This window comes from Rhodospirillaceae bacterium (assembly GCA_018662005.1).
Taxonomy (GTDB): domain Bacteria; phylum Pseudomonadota; class Alphaproteobacteria; order Rhodospirillales; family JABHCV01; genus JACNJU01.
The window spans coordinates 1-20,580 of the sequence record JABJHA010000053.1 but is presented as its reverse complement, the minus strand read 5'-3'; the positions used below and the strand labels follow the sequence as shown (position 1 = coordinate 20,580).

The 20,580-nt window shown below is 53.6% G+C and carries 20 protein-coding genes; 11 read left to right on the top strand and 9 right to left on the bottom strand.

All coding sequences use genetic code 11. The features are described from left to right. Nucleotides 1–253: 253 nt before the first annotated feature. The 3 genes from HOL66_16890 to thiS all read right to left on the bottom strand — a co-directional run bounded on the left by HOL66_16890 (nt 254) and on the right by thiS (nt 2,448). Entirely contained in the window at nt 254–1,003 is a 750-nt protein-coding gene (locus tag HOL66_16890) for a hypothetical protein (protein MBT5245910.1), read from the bottom strand. 65 nt (nt 1,004–1,068) lie between these two features. Beyond that, complete coding sequence (locus tag HOL66_16885; GenBank protein ID MBT5245909.1) at nt 1,069–1,449, bottom strand: 4-carboxymuconolactone decarboxylase; 381 nt, start codon at nt 1,447–1,449, stop codon at nt 1,069–1,071. A 21-nt stretch (nt 1,450–1,470) separates the two neighbouring features. Continuing rightward, a complete protein-coding gene (gene thiS, locus HOL66_16880) occupies nt 1,471–2,448 on the bottom strand; it encodes a sulfur carrier protein ThiS (protein ID MBT5245908.1) in 978 nt (325 codons plus the stop codon). A gap of 120 nt (nt 2,449–2,568) precedes the next feature. Between thiS and aroQ the strand changes: the two genes are divergently transcribed. The 4 genes from aroQ to HOL66_16860 are packed head-to-tail and all read left to right on the top strand — an operon-like array spanning nt 2,569 to nt 5,547. After that, the gene (gene aroQ, locus HOL66_16875; protein MBT5245907.1) at nt 2,569–3,018 is read left to right on the top strand and encodes a type II 3-dehydroquinate dehydratase; all 450 of its coding nucleotides are present in this window, start codon (nt 2,569–2,571) and stop codon (nt 3,016–3,018) included. A gap of 24 nt (nt 3,019–3,042) precedes the next feature. After that, nucleotides 3,043–3,510 (top strand): acetyl-CoA carboxylase biotin carboxyl carrier protein, encoded by a 468-nt coding sequence (locus HOL66_16870; protein MBT5245906.1) that lies wholly within the window; start codon nt 3,043–3,045, stop codon nt 3,508–3,510. 3 nt (nt 3,511–3,513) lie between these two features. After that, complete coding sequence (accC, locus tag HOL66_16865) at nt 3,514–4,857, top strand: acetyl-CoA carboxylase biotin carboxylase subunit (protein MBT5245905.1); 1,344 nt, start codon at nt 3,514–3,516, stop codon at nt 4,855–4,857. A gap of 3 nt (nt 4,858–4,860) precedes the next feature. After that, nucleotides 4,861–5,547, top strand: coding sequence for a leucyl/phenylalanyl-tRNA--protein transferase (locus tag HOL66_16860; GenBank protein ID MBT5245904.1), 687 nt, complete (start codon nt 4,861–4,863; stop codon nt 5,545–5,547). On the opposite strand, the gene HOL66_16855 is transcribed toward HOL66_16860, so the two are convergent. From HOL66_16855 to HOL66_16845, 3 genes are all read right to left on the bottom strand, one after another. Next, on the bottom strand, nt 5,469–5,876 hold the full coding sequence (locus HOL66_16855) for a DUF2155 domain-containing protein (GenBank protein MBT5245903.1): 408 nt from the start codon (nt 5,874–5,876) through the stop codon (nt 5,469–5,471). The genes HOL66_16860 and HOL66_16855 overlap by 79 nt on opposite strands. Further along, complete coding sequence (locus HOL66_16850) at nt 5,873–6,547, bottom strand: class I SAM-dependent methyltransferase (protein MBT5245902.1); 675 nt, start codon at nt 6,545–6,547, stop codon at nt 5,873–5,875. Before HOL66_16850 ends, HOL66_16855 begins: the two co-directional genes overlap by 4 nt. Nucleotides 6,548–6,642: 95 nt before the next feature. Then, on the bottom strand, nt 6,643–7,002 hold the full coding sequence (locus HOL66_16845) for an NADH:ubiquinone oxidoreductase subunit NDUFA12 (GenBank protein ID MBT5245901.1): 360 nt from the start codon (nt 7,000–7,002) through the stop codon (nt 6,643–6,645). A 622-nt stretch (nt 7,003–7,624) separates the two neighbouring features. On the opposite strand from HOL66_16845, the gene HOL66_16840 reads away from it, so the two are divergent. The 5 genes from HOL66_16840 to HOL66_16820 all read left to right on the top strand — a co-directional run bounded on the left by HOL66_16840 (nt 7,625) and on the right by HOL66_16820 (nt 15,111). Further along, nucleotides 7,625–11,350, top strand: coding sequence for a vitamin B12-dependent ribonucleotide reductase (locus tag HOL66_16840; protein ID MBT5245900.1), 3,726 nt, complete (start codon nt 7,625–7,627; stop codon nt 11,348–11,350). Nucleotides 11,351–11,590: 240 nt separating this feature from the next. Further along, on the top strand, nt 11,591–12,832 hold the full coding sequence (locus HOL66_16835) for a response regulator (GenBank protein MBT5245899.1): 1,242 nt from the start codon (nt 11,591–11,593) through the stop codon (nt 12,830–12,832). 18 nt (nt 12,833–12,850) lie between these two features. After that, nucleotides 12,851–13,318 carry a RidA family protein gene (locus HOL66_16830; GenBank protein MBT5245898.1) on the top strand — a complete coding sequence of 156 codons (468 nt, stop codon included), beginning with the start codon at nt 12,851–12,853 and terminating at the stop codon, nt 13,316–13,318. Nucleotides 13,319–13,367: 49 nt separating this feature from the next. Beyond that, nucleotides 13,368–14,534, top strand: coding sequence for an N-acetyltransferase (locus HOL66_16825; protein MBT5245897.1), 1,167 nt, complete (start codon nt 13,368–13,370; stop codon nt 14,532–14,534). Nucleotides 14,535–14,556: 22 nt separating this feature from the next. Beyond that, on the top strand, nt 14,557–15,111 hold the full coding sequence (locus HOL66_16820; GenBank protein MBT5245896.1) for a hypothetical protein: 555 nt from the start codon (nt 14,557–14,559) through the stop codon (nt 15,109–15,111). 19 nt (nt 15,112–15,130) lie between these two features. On the opposite strand, the gene HOL66_16815 is transcribed toward HOL66_16820, so the two are convergent. From HOL66_16815 to clpS, 3 genes are read right to left on the bottom strand one after another with little or no spacing between them, the layout of a single operon-like run. Beyond that, nucleotides 15,131–16,237: a CoA transferase gene (locus HOL66_16815; GenBank protein ID MBT5245895.1), complete on the bottom strand. Its 1,107-nt coding sequence runs from the start codon at nt 16,235–16,237 to the stop codon at nt 15,131–15,133. Then, nucleotides 16,237–18,564: an ATP-dependent Clp protease ATP-binding subunit ClpA gene (clpA, locus tag HOL66_16810; protein MBT5245894.1), complete on the bottom strand. Its 2,328-nt coding sequence runs from the start codon at nt 18,562–18,564 to the stop codon at nt 16,237–16,239. The genes HOL66_16815 and clpA overlap by 1 nt, the downstream gene beginning before the upstream one ends. A 5-nt stretch (nt 18,565–18,569) precedes the next feature. Further along, entirely contained in the window at nt 18,570–18,926 is a 357-nt protein-coding gene (clpS, locus tag HOL66_16805; GenBank protein ID MBT5245893.1) for an ATP-dependent Clp protease adapter ClpS, read from the bottom strand. Between the two features lie 294 nt (nt 18,927–19,220). Here clpS and HOL66_16800 point away from each other — a divergent pair, with 294 nt between their 5' ends. Both HOL66_16800 and HOL66_16795 read left to right on the top strand, forming a co-directional pair. Continuing rightward, nucleotides 19,221–20,162 (top strand): hypothetical protein, encoded by a 942-nt coding sequence (locus HOL66_16800; GenBank protein MBT5245892.1) that lies wholly within the window; start codon nt 19,221–19,223, stop codon nt 20,160–20,162. Nucleotides 20,163–20,301: 139 nt separating this feature from the next. Beyond that, nucleotides 20,302–20,502 (top strand): hypothetical protein, encoded by a 201-nt coding sequence (locus tag HOL66_16795; GenBank protein MBT5245891.1) that lies wholly within the window; start codon nt 20,302–20,304, stop codon nt 20,500–20,502. Nucleotides 20,503–20,580 lie beyond the last annotated feature (78 nt).

The window sequence follows — 20,580 nt, the reverse complement described above, 5'->3', positions numbered from 1 at the left end:
ATAGGAGCGCTTCGTGTCATTACTGCAACCGAAGACGTCGCACCACTTGGCAACAATACAATATCTAGAATGTCACCAACATTCAGCCCCGACACAACTGCCAGGACAGGTCCGAATAAAGTAGCTTGGATTTGAAGATCGCAATCACCCTCAGCACCCCCTCCGCCCCTTGTTGGATATCCAGAGCCTGTTCCGCTACCACCCATAATAGTATCCTCTTCCTATAAGTACTAATCTAAGGTATTAGGACATTTCATACAACGTCAAGCCTTCTAAGCAAACGTGATCCAAATGTTCGCATATCAGACCAGATAACAGCGTCAAGAATTGACGCACGTACATCAATGGCTTCAGCTAGTTTCAAGAATTTTTTTTCTAGAGAGAAATAATCCCTCGGCAGTCGTATTTTCTTATCAAAAAGATTGATAGCCCAACCAGCCCTTAATATATGGATATCAATGATTGCTACATCATCTGAATTTAACCAGTTTCGCGTAATCCAACTGGCAGTCTTTGGACCTATTCCACTGATCTTTTGAAGATCATCGCGAAAAGTTATCGCATCTTGTAAATCAAGTGGTGTAGTCGCAAGAAACTCCATCGCATTGGATAACCTCTTCGACCTCTGTTTGGGGAAACGATAGCGTTGCAACCTCCCTTTTATGGGCAACGGCTCGAGAAGTGCATTGAGAATTTCCGGCTCTTCGATGCATATGTTTGGGTTAAATACTCCTATATTTTTCAAGCGTACGAAAAATGCTGTTGCCACCTCAACTGTAACGCCATATCCACCAAGAAGACAGAACCCAACCTCCTCTTCCAAGGATCCGTAACGGTTTACGAAATCACGTTTTTGTTCTTCGATTGTTTTACAACGCAGGGCCCAATAGGCTGGACTGAGCAATTCGTCTGCCACCCCATAGATAACTCCCGGCAAAACCTCATCATCAAAATCCCATTGATTTTGATGATGAACCTCGTAAGACGAAAGCATGAAATTCATCAATCATTACCCTTCGATTATTGGATCACGTTTTTTATTCATAATGATTATAAATTTCTAAACCCTTAAAGCTTGCCTTCTTCCTCAAGCACCTTGCGGGCATGACGGAAGCATTCCACTCCCTGGGGGACGCCGCAGTAGATGCTGATGACGTGGACGATGGCGCGTATTTCTTCAACCGAGACGCCGTTTTTCAAAGCGCCGCGGCAATGCAGTTCCCATTCGTGCATTTTGCCCAGCGCCCCGATCATCGCCAAATTCATCATCGAGCGGGTTTTCTCGTCAATGACCTCATCACCCCAGCCGAAACCCCAGCACCAGGCGGTCATGGCTTCCTGAAACGGGCGGGCGAAATCGTCGGCGTTTTCCATGACGCCTTCAACATACTCATCGCCCAGCGTGGCCTTTCGTTTGGCCAGTCCCTTTTCAAACATTTTTTCGTCCATGATGCTTCCTTTTTGGTTTTTTTATATAAGCCCGGCCAGTGGCGAGGATGGATCGGCGTACATTTTTTTGGCCATCCGTCCGGCAAGGTAGGCTTCGCGCCCGGCGATGACAGCGTGTTTCATGGCCCGGGCCATACGCACCGGATCACCAGCCCCGGCAATGGCGGTGTTCATCAGCACCCCGTCACAGCCAAGTTCCATGGCGACAGTGGCGTCAGAGGCCGTGCCGACACCGGCATCGACGATCACCGGCACCTTTGATTGCTCGACGATCATGCGGATGTTGACCGGGTTCTGAATACCCAGCCCCGAACCGATGGGCGCACCCAGCGGCATGATGGCGACACAGCCCATGGCTTCCAGTTCCTGGCATAACATAGGATCGTCGGAGCAATAGACCATCACCTTGAAGCCGTCAGCAATAAGGGTTTCTGTGGCCTCCAGCGTTTGGATCATGCGCGGATAGAGGCTTTTCTCGTCTCCAAGCACCTCCAGTTTAACCAGATCCCAGCCGCCAGCCTCGCGCGCCAGTCGCAGAGTCCGCAGCGCGTCATCCTTGGTGAAGCAACCGGCTGTATTTGGGAGGTAGATGTATTTTTTGGGGTCGATTGAATCCATCAGCATCGGCGCATTCGGATCCGTCAGGTTGACCCGTCTCACCGCGACAGTGACCATTTCTGCTCCCGAAGCCTCAAGGGCCAGGCGATTCTGTTCATAGTCGGCGTATTTTCCGGTGCCGATAATCAACCGTGAGCCAAGCTTTCGACCATCAATAACAAGTGGATCATCGTCTTCGGGAGCGCCGCCGCCAATAAAGTGGACAATTTCCAGCTTATCACCATCGCCCAGCACGGTTTCCCCGTAGCGCGACTTGGGCACGATTTCCAGGTTGCGCTCAACGGCAACCTTGCGGTGATCCAGGCCGATTTGGCCCAGCAATTGTTCTACATTCAAAGCCGCATCAAAACTTTGCGCTTCGCCATTGATGGTAATCTGCATAACTGTCCTGTTTCTTTAGAGGTCAACCAGTCCTGTTATGACGTGCCCGGAAATCATTTTCAAAGTGTTTATCGCCCATGCTATAAAACCGGTTCATTCTGAACAACTTAAGAACGAACCATGTCATCTAGAATTCTGGTCCTTAACGGCCCTAACCTGAATATGCTGGGCACCCGCGAGCCCGACGTTTACGGCAACGAGACTCTGGCCGATATCGAGGCCAAATCAGTGGCCCGCGCCGAGACACTTGGACTTAGCGTCACCTTTCGCCAATCCAATACGGAAGGCGAGCTGGTCGACTGGGTTCAACAGGCGCGCAACGAGGCTGATCTTATCGTTGTCAATGCCGGGGCCTATACCCATACGTCTGTGGCTTTGCTCGACGCCCTGAAGGCTTGTGACATTCCGGTGATCGAAGTGCATTTATCAAACATTCACCAACGCGAAGAATTCCGCCATCATTCCTTCGTTTCCAAGGCCGCCGTGGGGATGATTTGCGGCTTCGGCGGCTACGGTTATGAAATGGCCCTTGATGCGGCGGCAAGAATCCTCAACAACAGTTCTGAATAAAACAAAAGGCTGGTAGCTGATCCCATGGCTGATAAAAACCCGAAAAAATCCAAAATTGACGAAGACCTTGTGCGTCAACTGGCCGGACTGCTTGATGAAACCGGCCTGAGCGAAATCGAATACGGCACCGACGAATGGCACCTGCGGGTGGCCAAGGGTGGCGCCATCGCCAGCACACCGGTTCCAGCACCAATGGAAGCGCCAAAGGCGGAAGCTTCTGGCACCCCTGCCGATGATGCAGGCTCCCATGCCGATCATCCCGGCGTTGTTGTCTCGCCCATGGTTGGCACCGCCTACACCGCTGCCGACCCTGAAACACCGCCGTTCGTTAAAATCGGTGATCAGGTTTCTGAAGGCGACACGTTGTTGCTGATCGAGGCCATGAAAGTCTTCAACCCGATCAAGGCTGCCAGAGCAGGCAAAGTGACGCGTGTTTTCATCGACAACGGAACGCCCATTGAATTTGGCGAGCCGCTGATGATTATCGAGTAACCAATGTTCGAGAAAGTTCTCATTGCCAATCGTGGTGAAATTGCCCTGCGCATCCAGCGTGCCTGCCGGGAAATGGGCATCCGCACCGTTGCCGTTCATTCGACGGCCGATGAAACGGCAATGCATGTGCGTCTTGCCGATGAAAGTATTTGCATCGGCCCACCGGCGGCCAAGGATAGTTACCTGAGTGTTCCGGCGATCCTGTCAGCCGCCGCCATTTCCAATGCCGACGCCATTCATCCCGGTTACGGTTTCCTGTCCGAAAATGCTTCTTTTGCGACCATGGTCGAAGAACACGGCTTTACCTTCATCGGCCCCAAGCCCGAACACATCACCCTGATGGGCGACAAGATCGCCGCCAAACAGGCCGTCAAGGACGCCGGTATTCCGGTGGTTCCGGGATCTGATGGCGCCGTCAACGATATAGATACCGCCTTGAAGACCGCAACCGACATTGGCTACCCAGTGTTGGTCAAGGCGACGGCGGGTGGCGGTGGTCGCGGCATGAAGCTGGCCACGTCGGCTGATGAACTGCCCGGCGCGATCCAGATGGCGCAGAAGGAAGCCGAGGCCGCCTTCGGCAACGGTGAGGTCTATTTTGAAAAATACCTGACCAAGCCGCGGCATATCGAAATTCAGGTTCTCGCTGACGGCTTTGGTAATGTGGTTCACCTGGGGGAGCGCGATTGCTCGCTTCAACGACGCCACCAGAAAATCCTTGAGGAAGCCCCCTCCCCGGCATTGAACGAGGACACGCGCCGGAAAATTGGCACCATCGCCGCCGAGGCGGTCAGGAAAATTGGCTACCGCAGCGCCGGAACTATTGAATTCCTGTACGAGGACGGTGAATTTTATTTCATCGAAATGAACACCCGACTGCAGGTCGAACACCCGATCACTGAAATGATTACCGGCCTTGATATCGTCCGCGAGATGGTCCGTATCGCCGCCGGTGCGCCGCTGGGCTACGAGCAGGACGATGTTCGTTTTTCCGGCCACGCCATCGAATGCCGGATCAATGCCGAACACCCCGAAACCTTCATGCCGTCGCCGGGCACCATCGGTGATTATCACGCACCGGGAGGCCTTGGCGTGCGCGTCGATTCAGCCATTTATTCAGGTTATGTGGTGCCGCCCTATTATGATTCGATGATCGCCAAACTGATCGTCCACGGTGCCAACCGTAACGAATGCCTGATGCGCCTCAGGCGCTCGCTCGCCGAATACGTTATCGACGGCATCGAAACCTCGATCCCGCTTCATCAAAAACTGATGTCGGAAGTTGATTTCGTCAACGGCGACTACGATATCCACTGGCTGGAAAAATTTGTCGGTCTTGACGATTAAACGATGGCCCCCGCCACACCCGTACCGAACCTACTAAACCCCCAGTTACTGGTTCGCGCTTACGCCACCGGTATTTTCCCGATGTCCGAATCACGCCATGACCCGTCGATCTTTTGGGTTGATCCGCAAGTCCGGGGCGTTTTGCCCCTTGATACATTCCACGTCACCCGCAGCCTGAAAAAGACCATCCGGAAGCGCCACTTCAGTGTCGGTTTTAACATCGACTTTCCGGCCGTCATTGAAGCCTGCGCCGAAACGCCAAGGCCCGATCAAGGCACCTGGATCAACGACCAGATTATCGACGCCTATACGGAACTTCACCGATTGGGACTCGCCCACAGCGTCGAATGCCGTCTTGATGGAAAACTTGTTGGTGGTCTTTACGGGGTTTCCTTGAATGGCGCTTTTTGTGGCGAGAGCATGTTCTCCCACGAGACCGACGCCTCGAAGGTCGCCCTCGTCCACCTGGTGGCGCGACTGAAGTATTGCAACATGCACTTACTCGACACGCAATTTGTTACTGATCACCTGAAAAAATTCGGGGCCATTGAAATTCCTGCCCGCGATTATCTGGTGGCCCTGAACCATGCCATGGAATCCGACGCCAAGTTTCAGTTCGATGTTTCGGATGAGGAGTCCTGGTCTTCGGTCGAGGCGGTATTGACGCAATCGAGCAGCCAGACGTCATAAACCGGATGTTCCAGCGCCGATAGTGCCGGGGAGGACGCGAACATCCAGCCACGGAAGATACTGACCGCAGGCTCACCCGGGCGAACTTCCCAAACATCGAGAAAGGCCGCACTTTCGGGCGTTTCTTCCGGTGGCCGCTTGTCGCAGGCGCGAACGATAATTTCCAGCGCCCCGAACTTGGCGGTATCGCCAAGTGGCACCTCAATGGTCGAAACCCGCGCTGTTACCTTGTCCAGTCCCTGCAAGACGGCGGTATTGAACGGATCGGCCTGAACCCCTGGTGACGTCAGCAATAAAAACAGAAAACCGAAAAACCCGATGATCCTCATGGAAGGAATGCCTGAAAACGCAGACGCACATAATCTACCGTCCAGACGCCTTGTTTATCCTGCAAGTCAGGAGCCAGATCATCACGAACATCCTGCAAAAAAATCGTCTGCTCGTCCTCGGGTATGGCCTTGATGAAACTTTCACCGAACGTTTCGAGCCAGCCTGTGATGTCGCCTGGAAGCGGGGTTGGACGGGCAAACAACTCCATATGACCAAGGGTCAATCCGGCTGCTTGCAGGTGTCCGCCATAGTCCTCCACCGTGGGAAAATACCAGGGCCAGTAATCGGCAATGGCAAGGCCGCGCTTTTCCATGACCCGCTCAACGCTCTGGGCAACACGAGCGACATTGCCCGCGCCACCAAACTCACCGACAAAGCGGCCACCAGGAACCAGCGCCCTTTTGACGCCTTCGATAACGCTGCTGGCGTCTTTGATCCAGTGCAGGACGGCGTTCGAGAAAACAGCGTCAAACCGGTCCTCGAAAGCAAGCGCGCTGGCGTTCATGATGTGGGCGTCAATGCCGCGGGCGCGCGCCCCTTCAACCTGTTCAGCACTGGCGTCAATGGCCAGAACATCTGCCCCCAGAGCGACGATTTTTTCCGTCAACTTGCCATGGCCGCAACCAAGGTCGAGGATTCGTTCACCGGCTTTCGGGGCCAGCAAATCCATGGCGGCTGCGCCCAAATCGGATACAAACCCGGCGTTACGCTCGTAACCTTCCGGATTCCAGGATTGTCGGGATGGTTCTTGGGGCACGGTTTTCTTTAGTTATCTGGCGACCAGGACTGATAATCACCAGTCGCGGCGGCCCGATGGCCACCCTTGTATTCATGTCCCTGCGGTAAATAGGCATCGGAGGTACCGCTGGCATTGGGCTCGTGCTCTTTCTGCCATGAACGCAACTGGGCAGCACTTTCGGTCAATGGCGCATCGGTTGTGTGATGCAGCCATGAATGCCATTCCGCCGGAACCGATGAGGCCTCCGTCTTGCCGTGATAGAGAACCCAACGCCGCTCGCGGCCCGAAAGCTTGGCCCCTCGAGAGCGGTAGTAACGGTTTGAAAAAACGTCGGTGCCAACCAATTCACCCTTAAACCATGTATAGAGCAACGTACCGGTAATCATGTGGTCCTCTAAATTCACTTACATTTATATAAGACATTTATACTGGCGAAATTTGATGGCGCAAATATGGCACTTGATCAGGGTCGCGTCCAGAGTATGACTTAAATGCGATTCGTTCTGATTTTCTGAAATTTTACCTTCTCCCTGCCAATTGTCCGGGCAAGCCCAGCGACTGCTTTAAAATATCAAGTGAAAGCCGCAACCGACTCAATCAAAACGGCTTTTTGGCCCTCACGAAGCGAAAGTTATTCACAACCATGGCGAAAGAGCATTTTAGCCATAAAAAGATTTTTTTGTTGATGGTCAAATTCACCACCACCTCATAACTCATTGATATTTTTGGGATATTTGAACTTTCATGCCCACATACATAAAATTTTAGACAAAATTTTATTGTTGCGTGACAGGCAACGATAAACTACATTTTGTGCCTCGAGCTTGGGCAGACACGCTATCTAGTGTTTCACACAAGAATTTGCGTCAGGCGATGGATTATTGGTCGCCACAGGCCGGATGATTCCAGGGTGGGGAGCCCCGGATAAAAACAAATAAAGAACCGGCGAGTTTGACCCATAACGGGTACTCGTCAAGGAATAACATTCAGGGCCAATTTGGGGGCTTCATGCGCGTTACACGTCTATTCACCAACAAAAACGAATCACCTTATGATTCAATTGAATTCCGTCATACGGCCAGTGAGATTCGCAATCCGGATGGTTCTGTTGTCTTCCAGCTAGACCGTATGGAGGTCCCGGCCGCGTGGTCGCAAGTCGCCTGCGATGTGCTGGCGCAAAAATATTTCCGCAAGGCGGGCGTTCCGGCCATGCTGAAGGCCGTTAAGGAAAAGGATATCCCATCCTGGTTATGGCGCAACGCCGCCGACGATAAAGCCTGCAGAGACCTGCCTGAAAACGAACGCAGCAGTGGTGAAAGTTCGGCCAAGCAGGTATTTGACCGGCTTGCCGGAACCTGGACCTACTGGGGCTGGAAAGGTGGTTTCTTCGATTCGGAGGCCGACGCCAAAGCCTATTTTGATGAAATGCGCTATATGTTGGCGACCCAGGTTGGAGCGCCAAACTCGCCGCAGTGGTTCAATACCGGACTGCACTGGGCTTACGGCATCGACAGCCCGGCCCAGGGTCACTCGTTCGTCGATTTCCGCAGCGGCAAACTGGTTCAGTCAAAATCCGCCTACGAACATCCCCAACCCCATGCTTGCTTCATTCAGGGCATCAGCGACGATCTGGTCAATGAAGGCGGCATTATGGACTTATGGGTGCGGGAGGCGCGCCTGTTCAAGTACGGATCTGGGACCGGCACCAACTTCTCGCGCTTGCGCGGCGAGAATGAAAACCTTTCGGGCGGTGGCAAATCTTCGGGAATGATGAGTTTCCTGAAAATCGGTGACCGTGCAGCTGGCGCCATCAAGTCCGGCGGCACAACCCGGCGCGCCGCCAAGATGGTCGTCGTCGATGTCGATCATCCCGATGTCGAGCAATTCATTAACTGGAAAGTTCGCGAGGAGCAGAAAGTTGCCGCCCTTGTCACAGGATCAAGGCAAGCCGAAGTTCACATGAATCTGGTCATGCAGGCTTGCCTTCAGGGCTGCGACGGCGAGGGTTGCGAGAATGATGGCGACAGCGACTGCAACTTCGATCCCAAAAAGAACAGCAACCTGAAAATCGCCATCATCGCTGCTCGTAAAGCGATGATCCCGGAAAACTACGTTCAACGGGTCATTCAGTTCGCCCAGCAGGGCTATACAGAAATTTCTTTCCCGGTCTTCGATACGGATTGGGATTCGGAAGCGTATCTGACGGTTTCGGGACAAAACTCCAACAACACGGTCCGGATCACTGACAATTTCCTGCAAAAGGTTCTTGAAGACGGTGACTGGGAACTACTGCAACGCACGGATGGCAGCATTTCCAAGCGCATCAAGGCGCGTGAATTGTGGGAACAGATCGGTCAAGCCGCCTGGGCCTGTGCCGATCCGGGATTGCAGTTCGATACCACCATCAATGACTGGCATACCTGCCCCGAAAGTGGTCGCATCAATGCCTCCAACCCGTGTTCGGAATACATGTTCCTGGATGACACCGCTTGCAACCTGGCGTCACTGAACCTGATGTCGTTTTTGATTGAGAACAAGGGTGGCGAGGCTGCCTTCGATGTCGAGGCTTTTGAACATGCCGTTCGCCTGTGGACAATAACACTGGAAGTGTCGGTCCTGATGGCGCAATTCCCGTCAGAACGGATTGCACAGCTATCCTACAAATTCCGTACCCTTGGTTTGGGCTTTGCCAATATTGGCGGCTACCTGATGGCCGCTGGCATTCCTTACGATTCAGAAGCCGGACGCACCATCTGTGCTTCTGTTTCGGCTCTGATGACAGGTGTTTCTTACGCGACGTCGGCCGAAATGGCCGCCGAGATGGGCGCCTTCCCGGGCTACCATGACAATGCAGAGGCAATGTTACGGGTTATTCGCAACCACCGCCGCGCCGCTTACGGCGAAGCCGCAGGTTACGAAGATTTGAACATTGCCCCGGTGCCGCTGGTTGCCGAAGGCTCACCCGACGCCACATTATCAGTGGCGGCGCGCGCCGCCTGGGACCGGGCTTTGGAACTGGGCCAGGAGCATGGTTTCCGCAACGCCCAGGTTAGTGTTATCGCCCCGACAGGCACCATCGGTCTGGTCATGGATTGCGACACAACCGGCATCGAACCGGATTTCGCCCTCGTCAAATTCAAAAAACTGGCCGGCGGCGGATACTTCAAAATCATCAACCGCATGGTGCCGACAGCCCTCAACCGTCTGGGTTATTCGGAGCGTCAAATCAAGGACATCAAGGGATATGCCGAAGGACATGGCACCCTTGAAGGTGCCCCGGGCATCAACCACGACTCTTTACGTGAAAAAGGCTTTACGGATGAAGCCCTGAAAGCGGTTGAAAAAGAATTGATGGAAGCTTTCGACATCAAGTTCGCTTTTAACAAGTGGACGTTGGGCGAAAGTTTCTGCACCGAGACCCTGGGGTTAAGCCCCGAAGACCTGGACAATGTGTCCTTCGACATACTGACCGAATTGGGCTTTCCCAGGGACCAAATCGATGCCGCCAACATCTATGTTTGCGGCTCGATGACAATGGAAGGCGCACCGCATTTAAAAGACGAGCACCTGCCCGTCTTTGATTGCGCCAATCCTTGTGGTCGCACAGGCAAACGATTCCTGTCAGTTGAAAGCCATATCCGGATGATGGCGGCTTCGCAGCCGTTCATTTCAGGCGCTATTTCCAAAACCATCAACATGCCAAACAACGCCTCCATCGAAGACTGCATGGAAGCCTACATGTTGTCATGGCGTTTGGCCCTGAAAGCAAACGCCTTGTACCGGGATGGCTCGAAACTGTCCCAACCTTTGCAAGCGCAGCTTCTTGATGCCGACGATCTGGACACGATGGACGAAATTGCCGAGGCGTCCGATACCCTGCGCGCCGAAATTGTTGCCGAACGCATTGTTGAGCGTTTTATCACTCAACGCCGAAAATTACCTCATCGTCGCAAGGGCTACACCCAGAAAGCGGTGGTTGGCGGGCACAAAGTGTATTTGCGCACGGGCGAGTATGAAGATGGCCCCCTTGGCGAAATCTTTATCGATATGCACAAGGAAGGCGCTGCTTTCCGTTCCCTGATGAACAACTTCGCTATCGCCATTTCCATCGGCCTGCAGTACGGCGTTCCGCTGGAAGAATACGTTGAAGCCTTCACCTTCACCCGCTTTGACCCGTCGGGCATTGTCGAAGGTAACGACACCATCAAGATGGCGACGTCAATTCTGGATTATATCTTCCGCGAATTGGCCGTTTCCTACCTTGGTCGCAATGACCTGGCCCATGTAGTGCCCGAAGATTTGGCTCCCGACAGCATTGGCAAAGGCGACGGGGAAGGCAATTTTGCCCAAAGCGTCCAGGAAGAAGCGCAGGAAGTTGTCGAGCGCATCGCCTCGAAAGGCTATGTGCGTTCCAAATTTCTTGTCATCAAGGGCGCCAAGGGGTACGGCGAAGGCGAAGAGAGCGTCACCAAAGCCGTCAGCAGTAGTGGCAAAATGACAGCGTCAGCCGGGGCCGGTGGTTCTCAAATGGTCGCCAGGGCCGAAGTAACGGAAACTGTCAGCGTCAAAAGTTCAGTCATCGACACGGCCGATATGCACATGGATCAAGTCCGGGAAGCCAGAATGAAAGGTTATGAAGGCGATCCTTGCGGAGAATGCGGCAACTTTACATTGGTTCGCAATGGCACCTGTCTGAAGTGCCTGACATGTGGTGGCACCAGCGGTTGCTCGTAAAGGACAGAAGATTATAGGGGATCCTCCCTGGGAAACTTGGGGCGGCCCTGGATTTCTATAATCCGGGACCGCCCTCTTTTTGAAATTATCTGTATCACCACCGTCAAAATATTGTTAAGGAACCTTTCAGCTAAAGAGGTAAACTGGCTATTCCTTATCGCAATGGCATTGACTACATATTAAAGTGACCGATAATTCTTAAGGCCACGGCCCTGAAATCGCATATTCGCAAGGACTTACATGTCGGATACAGCAAAATTGAATTTTTTCGTCGTTGATGATGACCCGGAAATGGCTGAATTCATGGCCACCCTGTTAATCGATGGTGGTCATCAAGCAACGTTCCATACCGACAGCACCATCGCCATTGATCAAATTGCCGATGCAAAACCGGACTGTGTCCTGTTCGACCTGATGATGCCGGGCCTTGATGGTATGGAATGGTGCGCCCAGTTGCGCCAGCATCCCGAACTGGCCAAGACAAAACTGATCGTCGTTTCATCAAAATCTTACCATTATGACCGCAAACGCGCCTTTGATAGCGGCATCGATGGCTTCATCACCAAGCCCATCCGCGAAAAGACTTTTGTCGATACGGTCAACCGGATCCTTGAAGACATGATGGACCTGTCTTTCTGGGGTGTCCGTGGCACCTTGCCCGTACCCGGTGAGAAAAGCATCCGCTACGGTGGTAATACATCGTGTGTGACCATTGAATTCTCACGCGGCGATTTTCTTATTTTCGATGCCGGTAGTGGCATCAAGGAATTGTCTAACTGGATGATGGGACTGGGAAAAAAGAAGATCGAGGCAAAGATTTTCATCTCCCACCCCCATTGGGACCACATCAACGCCCTGCCCTTCTTCGTGCCGCTGTATATTCAGGGCAATATTTTTGAAGTATTCGGCCCTCGTCATGATGATATTACGGTCCACCAGTTGATTTCGGCTCAAATGGATGGGGTCTATTTCCCCATAACCATTCAGGAATTCGCCTCAAGTGTCACCTTCCGTGACCTGCACGAGGAAGTCCTCGAATTTGACGGTATCACCATCAGGACAATGCTGTTGCACCATCCGGGGCAGTGTCTGGGTTACCGCATCGAATACAAAGGGCGCTCGATCTGTTACATCACCGATAACGAGCTGTTCCTGGAATCCGACGAGGAACATTATGACCCGTTCTACGTTAAGCGGCTGGTCAAGTTCATCGAAGGCGCCGACGCCCTGATTACGGACAGCACCTATACGGATGAAGAATATGCCAACGGCAAGGTCGGATGGGGCCATTCATGTATTGGTCAGGTCGTCGATCTGGCTGCCCAGGCCAAGGTAAAGACCCTGTATCTGTTTCATCACGACCCGGACCAGGATGATGACGCCATCGATGCCAAACTGGCAACCGCCCGGACGATGCTGGAAGACATGGGCTCAAGCGTTGTTTGCGAAGCGCCAACAGACAGAACCCACCTGAAAATTTAATAAATTTGGATAAAAATCATGGCCGGAACCATCGAACAGCGCCTGCTTGATATGGGTGTCGAATTACCCAAGCCGGCGGCTCCCGCCGCCAACTACATACCTTACGTTATAAGCGGCAACCTGGTTTTTATATCCGGACAAGTCACGATGCTTAACGGGGAACTGCAATACCAGGGAACTGTTGGTGATAATTTTAGCGTCGATGATGGTTATCAGGCGGCCCGTATTTGCGCCATCAACCTGCTGGCGCAACTCAAGGATGCCTGCGCGGGTGATCTTGAGCGGGTTCAACAAGTGGTCAAACTGGGCGGCTTTGTCAATTGCACGGCCGACTTCACCGACCAGCCAAAGGTTATCAATGGCGCTTCTGACCTGATTGCCGAGGTCTTTGGTGAGGCAGGCAAACACGCCCGTTTCGCCGTCGGTGCACCGTCGCTGCCGCTGGGTGTGGCAGTCGAAGTCGACGGCATCTTCGAAATTTCATAAAACCACCTTAAGGCTTGTTTTATCCGGTCTTTGGCCTCACTTATTATTGATGCCGGACGGAAGTGAAACGCAAGTCATCAAGGTTCTGGGCGACATTGACGAAATCAGTGCGGCCGACTGGAACTGTTGTGCGGGAAACGACGACCCCTTCGTCAGCCACGCCTTTCTTTGCGCCATGGAGCAAAGCGGATCGGTCGGGTCCGAGGCAGGTTGGTTACCCCAGCATCTGGTGCTGGGGGATGAGAACACGGCCCCGCTTGCCGTTGTCCCGCTTTATCTGAAGAATAATTCCTACGGAGAATATGTCTTCGACTGGGGTTGGGCCGATGCCTTCCACCGTGCCGGCGGCCAGTATTATCCAAAATTACAGGCTGCAGTACCGTTCACCCCGGTTACCGGCAGGCGAATTCTTGTCCGTCAGGATTTGGCGCCTGAGAAACAGCGGGCCATACAAACAACGATGATTGCTGGCCTTGTCCAGTTGGCGCAGCGCCTTGAGGTGTCTTCTTTCCATATAACCTTTGCCAGTGAGGAGGAATGGCAACTGTGTGGTGAATTGGGCATGTTGCAGCGAACGGACCGGCAGTTTCACTGGCTCAATCACGGATTTGGCTCATTTGATGATTTTCTTGGGGCTCTTTCTTCGCGCAAACGCAAAATGATCCGCAAGGAACGCCGCGCCGTTGATCAGCACGACGTCAACATCCGCACTTTAACAGGACCAGAGATCGAGCCCCGCCATTGGGACGCCTTTTATCGCTTTTATCGGGATACCTCGGACAAAAAATGGGGCCAGGCTTACCTGAACCGGAATTTTTTCACCCGATTGGGGGAGACAATGGCGGGTAAAGTCTTGCTGATTATGGCCGAACAGGACGGTCAGTGCGTTGGCGGGGCCCTTAACCTGATCGGTGGCGATACCCTTTACGGACGCTATTGGGGTTGCCTTGAGAACTTTAAATTCCTGCATTTCGAGATCTGTTACTACCAGGCCATTGATTTCGCCATCAAAAACGGCCTGGCCCGGGTCGAGGCCGGTGCCCAGGGTGGACACAAACTGCAGCGCGGTTACCTTCCCCACCCCACGTACAGCGCCCACTGGATCGCCGATTCCGGATTCAGGGAAGCGGTCGCCCGTTTCCTGCGCGAAGAAACAGAAGCCGTGCATGAAGAGATCGACTCCTTAAGCGATCACTCGCCGTTCAAAAGGTCTTAACCTTTTCGCCCTACTATTTCGTATGATCAAATTGCAAATCGTTTTTGCCTCCCTGTTTATCTGGTTGATCGCACTGCCCCCTGCCGAGGCTGCCTTGAAATGCACCCGGCTGGTCAAAACCTTGCGCGGTGAACAACTGATCAACACCTGTGGCTCCTGCCGCATTGTCCAACTTCAACGCAAACGCCCCAGCGCAGCGGCACCCATCAACCGAACCTATACACTGGCCCCGAAAACAACCACAGACCTGTCCTTTCGCGGCCCCGGTCAATCGAGGATTACCTCCGACAGTTCGTGCCGCCCCTCGGCAAGCGATAACGCCCCGACGGCTGCCCAAAAGGCTGCCAAGAGCGACGGAAAACGCTGCATCATCATGCAAAGAACCGATAAGAACGGGGCGACCGGCCTGGCCCTGGCCAACACCTGTAGTGAATGCCGGATGGCGGTTATCGACCGTATCAACGCGAAAGGCGAAAGGCGTTCGCAAAGTATCGCCATTGGTGGCCGTTCATTGATGCCTATTCCTTCGCTAGGAGCCCTTCAGGCAGCCATACTCGACGACCAACCGTGCAAGTAAAATATTTTACTTCAATAGTTTACTGCCATTTTTTAAGTGATTGGTTTAGGTTTATTTCTGTTACGGGCTGGCGATCATCCAGCGCCTCACCATCAACATGAACCGGCCATAACACCTGCGCATGATCGGTCGATTTGCGGACCAGTTTTCGGATTTTGGTCTGCTCATGATCGGCAGCCTGATCATAATCCAGCACCGCCTGATAACAGCAATCCACAGACGCCAACGTGCTTTCCCAATATTCCAGATCATGGGATGCGAACAAGGCTTCAACCTCGCCCATCAGATCCGTTTGTGGAAGCCTGTCCTGTTGTCTGGATGTCCACTCAGGATGGCCGACGGCGTCGCAAAAATTCGCCCAGAATTTTGGCTCCAGAGCACCCAGCGTGACAAAACGCCCACCGCTTACAGAATAGACCCGGTAACAGGCAGCCCCGCCGTTGAGTAAATTGCCCTGCCGCTTCATGGCGGCCCCCTGGACCTGGCCGGTCATGCCCCAGGGCTGCCAGGCCATGAAGGTATCGGCCATAGCGATATCCAGATAGGTCCCTTTGCCGGTATTTTGACGCCCCAACAGGGCGGCCAGAATGGCATTGACGGAATTTAGAGCGCCAGTGTAATCGGCAGCTGGTGGCCAACCGGCAACGGGTGTATCGGCAGTCCCTGTTACCGCCAAACCGCCCGTTAAAGCGATATAGTTGATATCATGACCGCCCTCGCCGCTTTTCGGGCCCTGCTGGCCGTAACCGGTCAGCGCACAGTGGACAAGACCGGGGTTAAGGGATGTCAGCACATCGCGGCCAAACCCGAGCCGGTCCATGACCCCGGGGCGGTAGGATTCCAGCAATACATCGGCCCGCTTAAGCAACGTCTCAAACCCGTCCCGGCCTTGCGTCGACTTAAGATCAATACGCAGAACCGCTTTACCGGCATTGACGGCTTTATAAAATGGTTCCCCGTCAGGGCCGCCATCAAGGGGACTCATACCCATCAGAGGGTCGCCCTGGGGCGGTTCGACCTTGATCACATCGGCGCCCATGTCAGCCAGCATCTGGGTCGCCGAAGGCCCCGGCAGGTATTGGCTCAGGTCGAGAACACGAATGCCGTCGAGAAAGCTGGCTTTCACTATTTGACCAGTGCCGGTTTCTTGCCCTTGTTGACCTTTTTCGGGGGTTTGCGAGGCTCCGGATCAGGATAATCGAAGGCTGCCTTGCCCTTGACGATAGACACCCTGACGACGCCGCCATCGGAAAGTTTGCCGAACAACAATTCCTCGGCCAGCGGTTTTTTGATGTGCTCCTGAATAACACGGGCCAGTGGCCTTGCGCCAAACAACTTGTCGTAACCCTTTTTGGCAAGCCACTCACGGGCATCATCGGTCAATTCGATGATGACGTTGCGATCTCCCAGTTGCGCTTCAAGCTCAATAATGAATTTGTCGACAACCCGCGACACCGATTCCGGCGACAGGCTGTCGAAGGTGATGGTGGCGTCCAGCCGGTTGCGAAATTCCGGTGTGAACATGCGCTCAATAGCTTCCGTATCGTCGCCGGTACGTTCTGAACGCTCAAAACCGATAGCCGGTTTGGCCAGTTCGGCGGCACCGGCATTGGTGGTCATGATCAAAATGACATTGCGGAAATCGACGCTCTTGCCATGATGGTCCGTCAGTTTGCCGTGATCCATCACTTGCAACAGGATGTTAAACAGGTCCGGATGCGCCTTCTCGATCTCATCAAGCAACAACACCGTATGGGGCTGCTGATCTACGGCGTCGGTCAAAAGACCACCCTGATCAAAGCCGACATAGCCCGGCGGTGCGCCAATCAGGCGCGAGACGCTGTGGCGTTCCATGTATTCGGACATATCGAAACGGACAAGATCGACGCCCAGGGTCATCGACAACTGGCGCGCAACCTCGGTCTTGCCAACACCCGTGGGGCCCGAGAACAGATAGGCCCCGATGGGTTTCTCAGGCTCGCGAAGGCCAGCCCGTGACATCTTGATGGCGCTGGAAAGGGCGTTAATCGCCTTGTCCTGACCGAAAACCATGGTCTTCAAGTCCATTTCAAGGGTTTTCAGGGCCTTGCGATCATCACTGGAGACGCTTTTGGGCGGAATCCGGGCGATCATGGCGACGGTTTCCTCGACATCCTTGACGGTGATCTTCTTGCGCCGCTTGGCCTTGGCCAGCAACATCCGCGAAGCGCCGACTTCGTCAATAATGTCGATGGCTTTGTCAGGCAGCTTGCGATCATTGATATAACGCGCCGACAGCTCAACGGCGGTGCGCAGGGCCTCGGCACTGTAGGTGACGTTATGGTGTTCCTCAAAATAAGGCTTCAGGCCTTTAAGAATCTTCACCGTGTCCTCGACGGAAGGCTCATGAATATCGATCTTCTGGAAGCGACGGACCAGGGCCCGGTCCTTTTCAAAGTGCGAGCGGTATTCCTTGTAGGTGGTGGAACCCATGCAGCGCAGTTTGCCGTTAGCCAGGGAAGGTTTAAGAATATTCGAGGCATCCATGGAACCACCGCTGGTCGCACCAGCGCCAATAACGGTGTGAATCTCATCGATGAACATGATCGCGTGGGGCATGTCTTCGAGTTCCTTGATGACCCCCTTCAGTCGTTCCTCGAAATCGCCACGGTAGCGGGTTCCGGCCAGCAATGAGCCCATGTCGAGGGCGTAAATGGTTGCTTCTTTAAGGACGTCGGGGACCTCACCTTTAACGATGCGCCGGGCCAGCCCTTCGGCAATGGCGGTTTTGCCAACGCCGGGGTCGCCCACGTAAAGCGGGTTATTTTTCGAGCGACGGCACAAGATTTGAATGGTCCGGTCCACCTCGGCATTACGACCAATCAGGGGATCAATGCCGTCTTCCTGGGCTTTTTGGTTGAGGTTGACGCAATAAGCCTCAAGCGCTTCATCGGCTGTCTTGACAATATCCTCCGCCGCCATGTCTTCATCGGCACCGCTAACAGCTGCGGGGCGATCCTTGCCGGGCACCTTGGCGATGCCGTGGGAGATGTAATTGACCGCATCAAGGCGCGACATATCGTGGATTTGCAGAAAATAGACAGCATGTGACTCGCGTTCGGAAAACAGCGCTACCAGAATATTGGCGCCGGTGACTTCTTCGCGACCCGAAGACTGCACATGAATAATCGCCCGCTGCACGACGCGCTGGAAACCGGCCGTCGGCTTGGGATCGGCCATGGGTGTATCAGTTGGCGAATCGAGCCGGATTTCAGCCAGTTCGTCATTGATGAAATCGACCAAATTCTGACGCAATTGATCCAGGTCGACCCCGCAGGCCCTCAGCACAGCAACGGCGTCCTGATCATCAGTCAACGCCATCAGCAGGTGTTCAAGGGTAGCATATTCATGACGGCGTTCGGTTGCCATAGCCAATGCCCGGTGCAGGGTTTGTTCCAGATTTCTCGATAACATAAGGGTCAATCGTCTCCGTCTTTTTCGATGGTGCATTGCAGCGGGTGGTCGTTCTGACGGGCCAGGTCCATCACTTGAGTAGCCTTGGTTTCCGCCAGTTCATGGGTAAAAACCCCACAAACCCCGACACCGCGCTGATGCACATGCAGCATGATCCGGGTCGATTCTTCGGATGATTTGCCAAAGTAGCGCTCAAGCACATGAACGACGAATTCCATGGGCGTGTAGTCATCGTTCAACATCAGCACTTTATACATGGCCGGTTTTTTGGTTTTCGGGCGCGTTTTAGTGGCGATTCCAACTTCAAAATCATCATCGCCTCCACCCTGTCCCGGGACGCTTGCGCCGTATGGCTTGCTCATGGAAATCCCTTGGCTCTCAACACAAAAAATCTGATCACAATTATTGTATTATATGTGTTTTTTTATCCTGCGGAAAAGGGGTGAACGTCATTATTACTTGATATTGTTAAGTGATCCCCCCTGGCAAAGCTCCATTAAGCTATTGTTTTATGTAATAAATTTTCCAAAAATTGAATTCATCTTCTGTTCAGGTGCGAACCCCTACCTTTCATCAGAATCGAAGCCCAAAGGTGCCGACTCCTGAGCACATCGGCATTCCGGGATGGGTAAAACAGATCAAGGATGGTATGTGCCGTGAATAAGATGAATTTTTTCTCCGGGTTTTTCAGCAAATCCCTTCTTTTCTCCACACTAGGGATTTTACTGCTTGCTGGTGGCTGCGCCCAAGTGCCCGGCCCCGCCAAGGAAGCGACACCCTTTTACACCGGACCGCAGATGGCGACTGAAAATTTACCCGACCTCGCAGTCGGTGAGAGTTTTATTTTTGACGATGGCCGCACAGATACTGTCATCGAGATAAATGGCGAAACCCTTACCTGGCGCGACGACCGCGGTATCATTCGCTGGATCCATCGCAACTTCCTGCTACCTGATATTGGCTGGCAGAATCGCACCCGGCGCAGCAAATCAACAACGACTGCTGATGCAAAACTGCTATGGCCTTTGCAAGTCGGCGCCACCGGCCGCTTTGATTACCTGCAATCCGTCGATGCCAATGACGGATCAACACACAACGAATATAAACAAAGCTGGCAGTGCATGGTCGAGGGAACGCAATCTCTGGATGTTGCTGCCGGCACCTTCAATGTCTTCAAAATTCCCTGCTACCGTTACCTGGACGGTACCAGCTTCTGGCGTCAAACCCGGACATTCTACTATTCCCCTGAGGTCGGTTATTACGTCAAACGGACAGACACTTACGCCAGTCGCCCCAGTCGCCAGCGCGAGCTGGTCAGCTTTGGTTTCAACTCCACGGCTTTGCCAGGCAACGAACAGGCGATCCTGATTAATACAGTTCAGAAAGTTCTGAATGAAAATGCCGATGGCGCGGCAACAGCCTGGAACAGGCCGGACGGATCCCTGAGCGCAACACTGACGCCGCTCAGATCGTTTCAAGGTACCAATGGAGAGTCCTGTCGTGAGTATCAGAGCACCTACGATGTTAAGGGCCGCAAACGGGTCAACAATCGTACTGTCTGCAAACAGGGTACGGGGCTCTGGCAACGGGTCCAGTGACATTTTTAAGGGCGGTAAAACACGTTGGCCGGAATTTTTTACGTCGGCCTAAAAAGGAGAAACCAAGATGGACAAGATCTTAAACAATCAAAGTGACGACCAGAACGTCAACCCCGGACGACGGCACGCCTTGTCGAAGCTGGGTCTGACGTTCGCCGTTATTTATGCAACCCCTGTCTTACTGAAACTCAACCCTGCTGCGGCTTCCGGCGGCGGTGAGGGTGGAGACGGCGGCGGCGAAGGTGGAGATGGCGGCAGTGGCGGCGGCGGTGGTGGTGGTGGCGGCGAAAGTGGCGACAGCGGCGGTGGCGGTGACAGTGGCGGACGAAACGCTCTGTGAAATTATTTTTTTGCCGAAAGAACTAATGCCGCTGCATTGGTGGCGTTTGCTAATCATTGTCTCATCCCGACCGCATTT

Bases quoted from the DNA above. Each gene is read 5' to 3' on its own strand.
- HOL66_16890 (MBT5245910.1), bottom strand. From the start codon at position 1,003: ATGAATTTCATGCTTTCGTCTTACGAGGTTCATCATCAAAATCAATGG.
- HOL66_16885 (MBT5245909.1), bottom strand. From the start codon at position 1,449: ATGGACGAAAAAATGTTTGAAAAGGGACTGGCCAAACGAAAGGCCACG.
- HOL66_16840 (MBT5245900.1), top strand. From the start codon at position 7,625: ATGCGCGTTACACGTCTATTCACCAACAAAAACGAATCACCTTATGAT.
- HOL66_16845 (MBT5245901.1), bottom strand. From the start codon at position 7,002: ATGATTACCGGTACGTTGCTCTATACATGGTTTAAGGGTGAATTGGTT.
- accC (MBT5245905.1), top strand. From the start codon at position 3,514: ATGTTCGAGAAAGTTCTCATTGCCAATCGTGGTGAAATTGCCCTGCGC.
- HOL66_16830 (MBT5245898.1), top strand. From the start codon at position 12,851: ATGGCCGGAACCATCGAACAGCGCCTGCTTGATATGGGTGTCGAATTA.
- clpA (MBT5245894.1), bottom strand. From the start codon at position 18,564: ATGTTATCGAGAAATCTGGAACAAACCCTGCACCGGGCATTGGCTATG.
- HOL66_16820 (MBT5245896.1), top strand. From the start codon at position 14,557: ATGATCAAATTGCAAATCGTTTTTGCCTCCCTGTTTATCTGGTTGATC.
- HOL66_16835 (MBT5245899.1), top strand. From the start codon at position 11,591: ATGTCGGATACAGCAAAATTGAATTTTTTCGTCGTTGATGATGACCCG.
- thiS (MBT5245908.1), bottom strand. From the start codon at position 2,448: ATGCAGATTACCATCAATGGCGAAGCGCAAAGTTTTGATGCGGCTTTG.
- HOL66_16855 (MBT5245903.1), bottom strand. From the start codon at position 5,876: ATGAGGATCATCGGGTTTTTCGGTTTTCTGTTTTTATTGCTGACGTCA.
- HOL66_16850 (MBT5245902.1), bottom strand. From the start codon at position 6,547: ATGGATTTGCTGGCCCCGAAAGCCGGTGAACGAATCCTCGACCTTGGT.
- HOL66_16870 (MBT5245906.1), top strand. From the start codon at position 3,043: ATGGCTGATAAAAACCCGAAAAAATCCAAAATTGACGAAGACCTTGTG.
- HOL66_16860 (MBT5245904.1), top strand. From the start codon at position 4,861: ATGGCCCCCGCCACACCCGTACCGAACCTACTAAACCCCCAGTTACTG.
- aroQ (MBT5245907.1), top strand. From the start codon at position 2,569: ATGTCATCTAGAATTCTGGTCCTTAACGGCCCTAACCTGAATATGCTG.
- clpS (MBT5245893.1), bottom strand. From the start codon at position 18,926: ATGAGCAAGCCATACGGCGCAAGCGTCCCGGGACAGGGTGGAGGCGAT.
- HOL66_16825 (MBT5245897.1), top strand. From the start codon at position 13,368: ATGCCGGACGGAAGTGAAACGCAAGTCATCAAGGTTCTGGGCGACATT.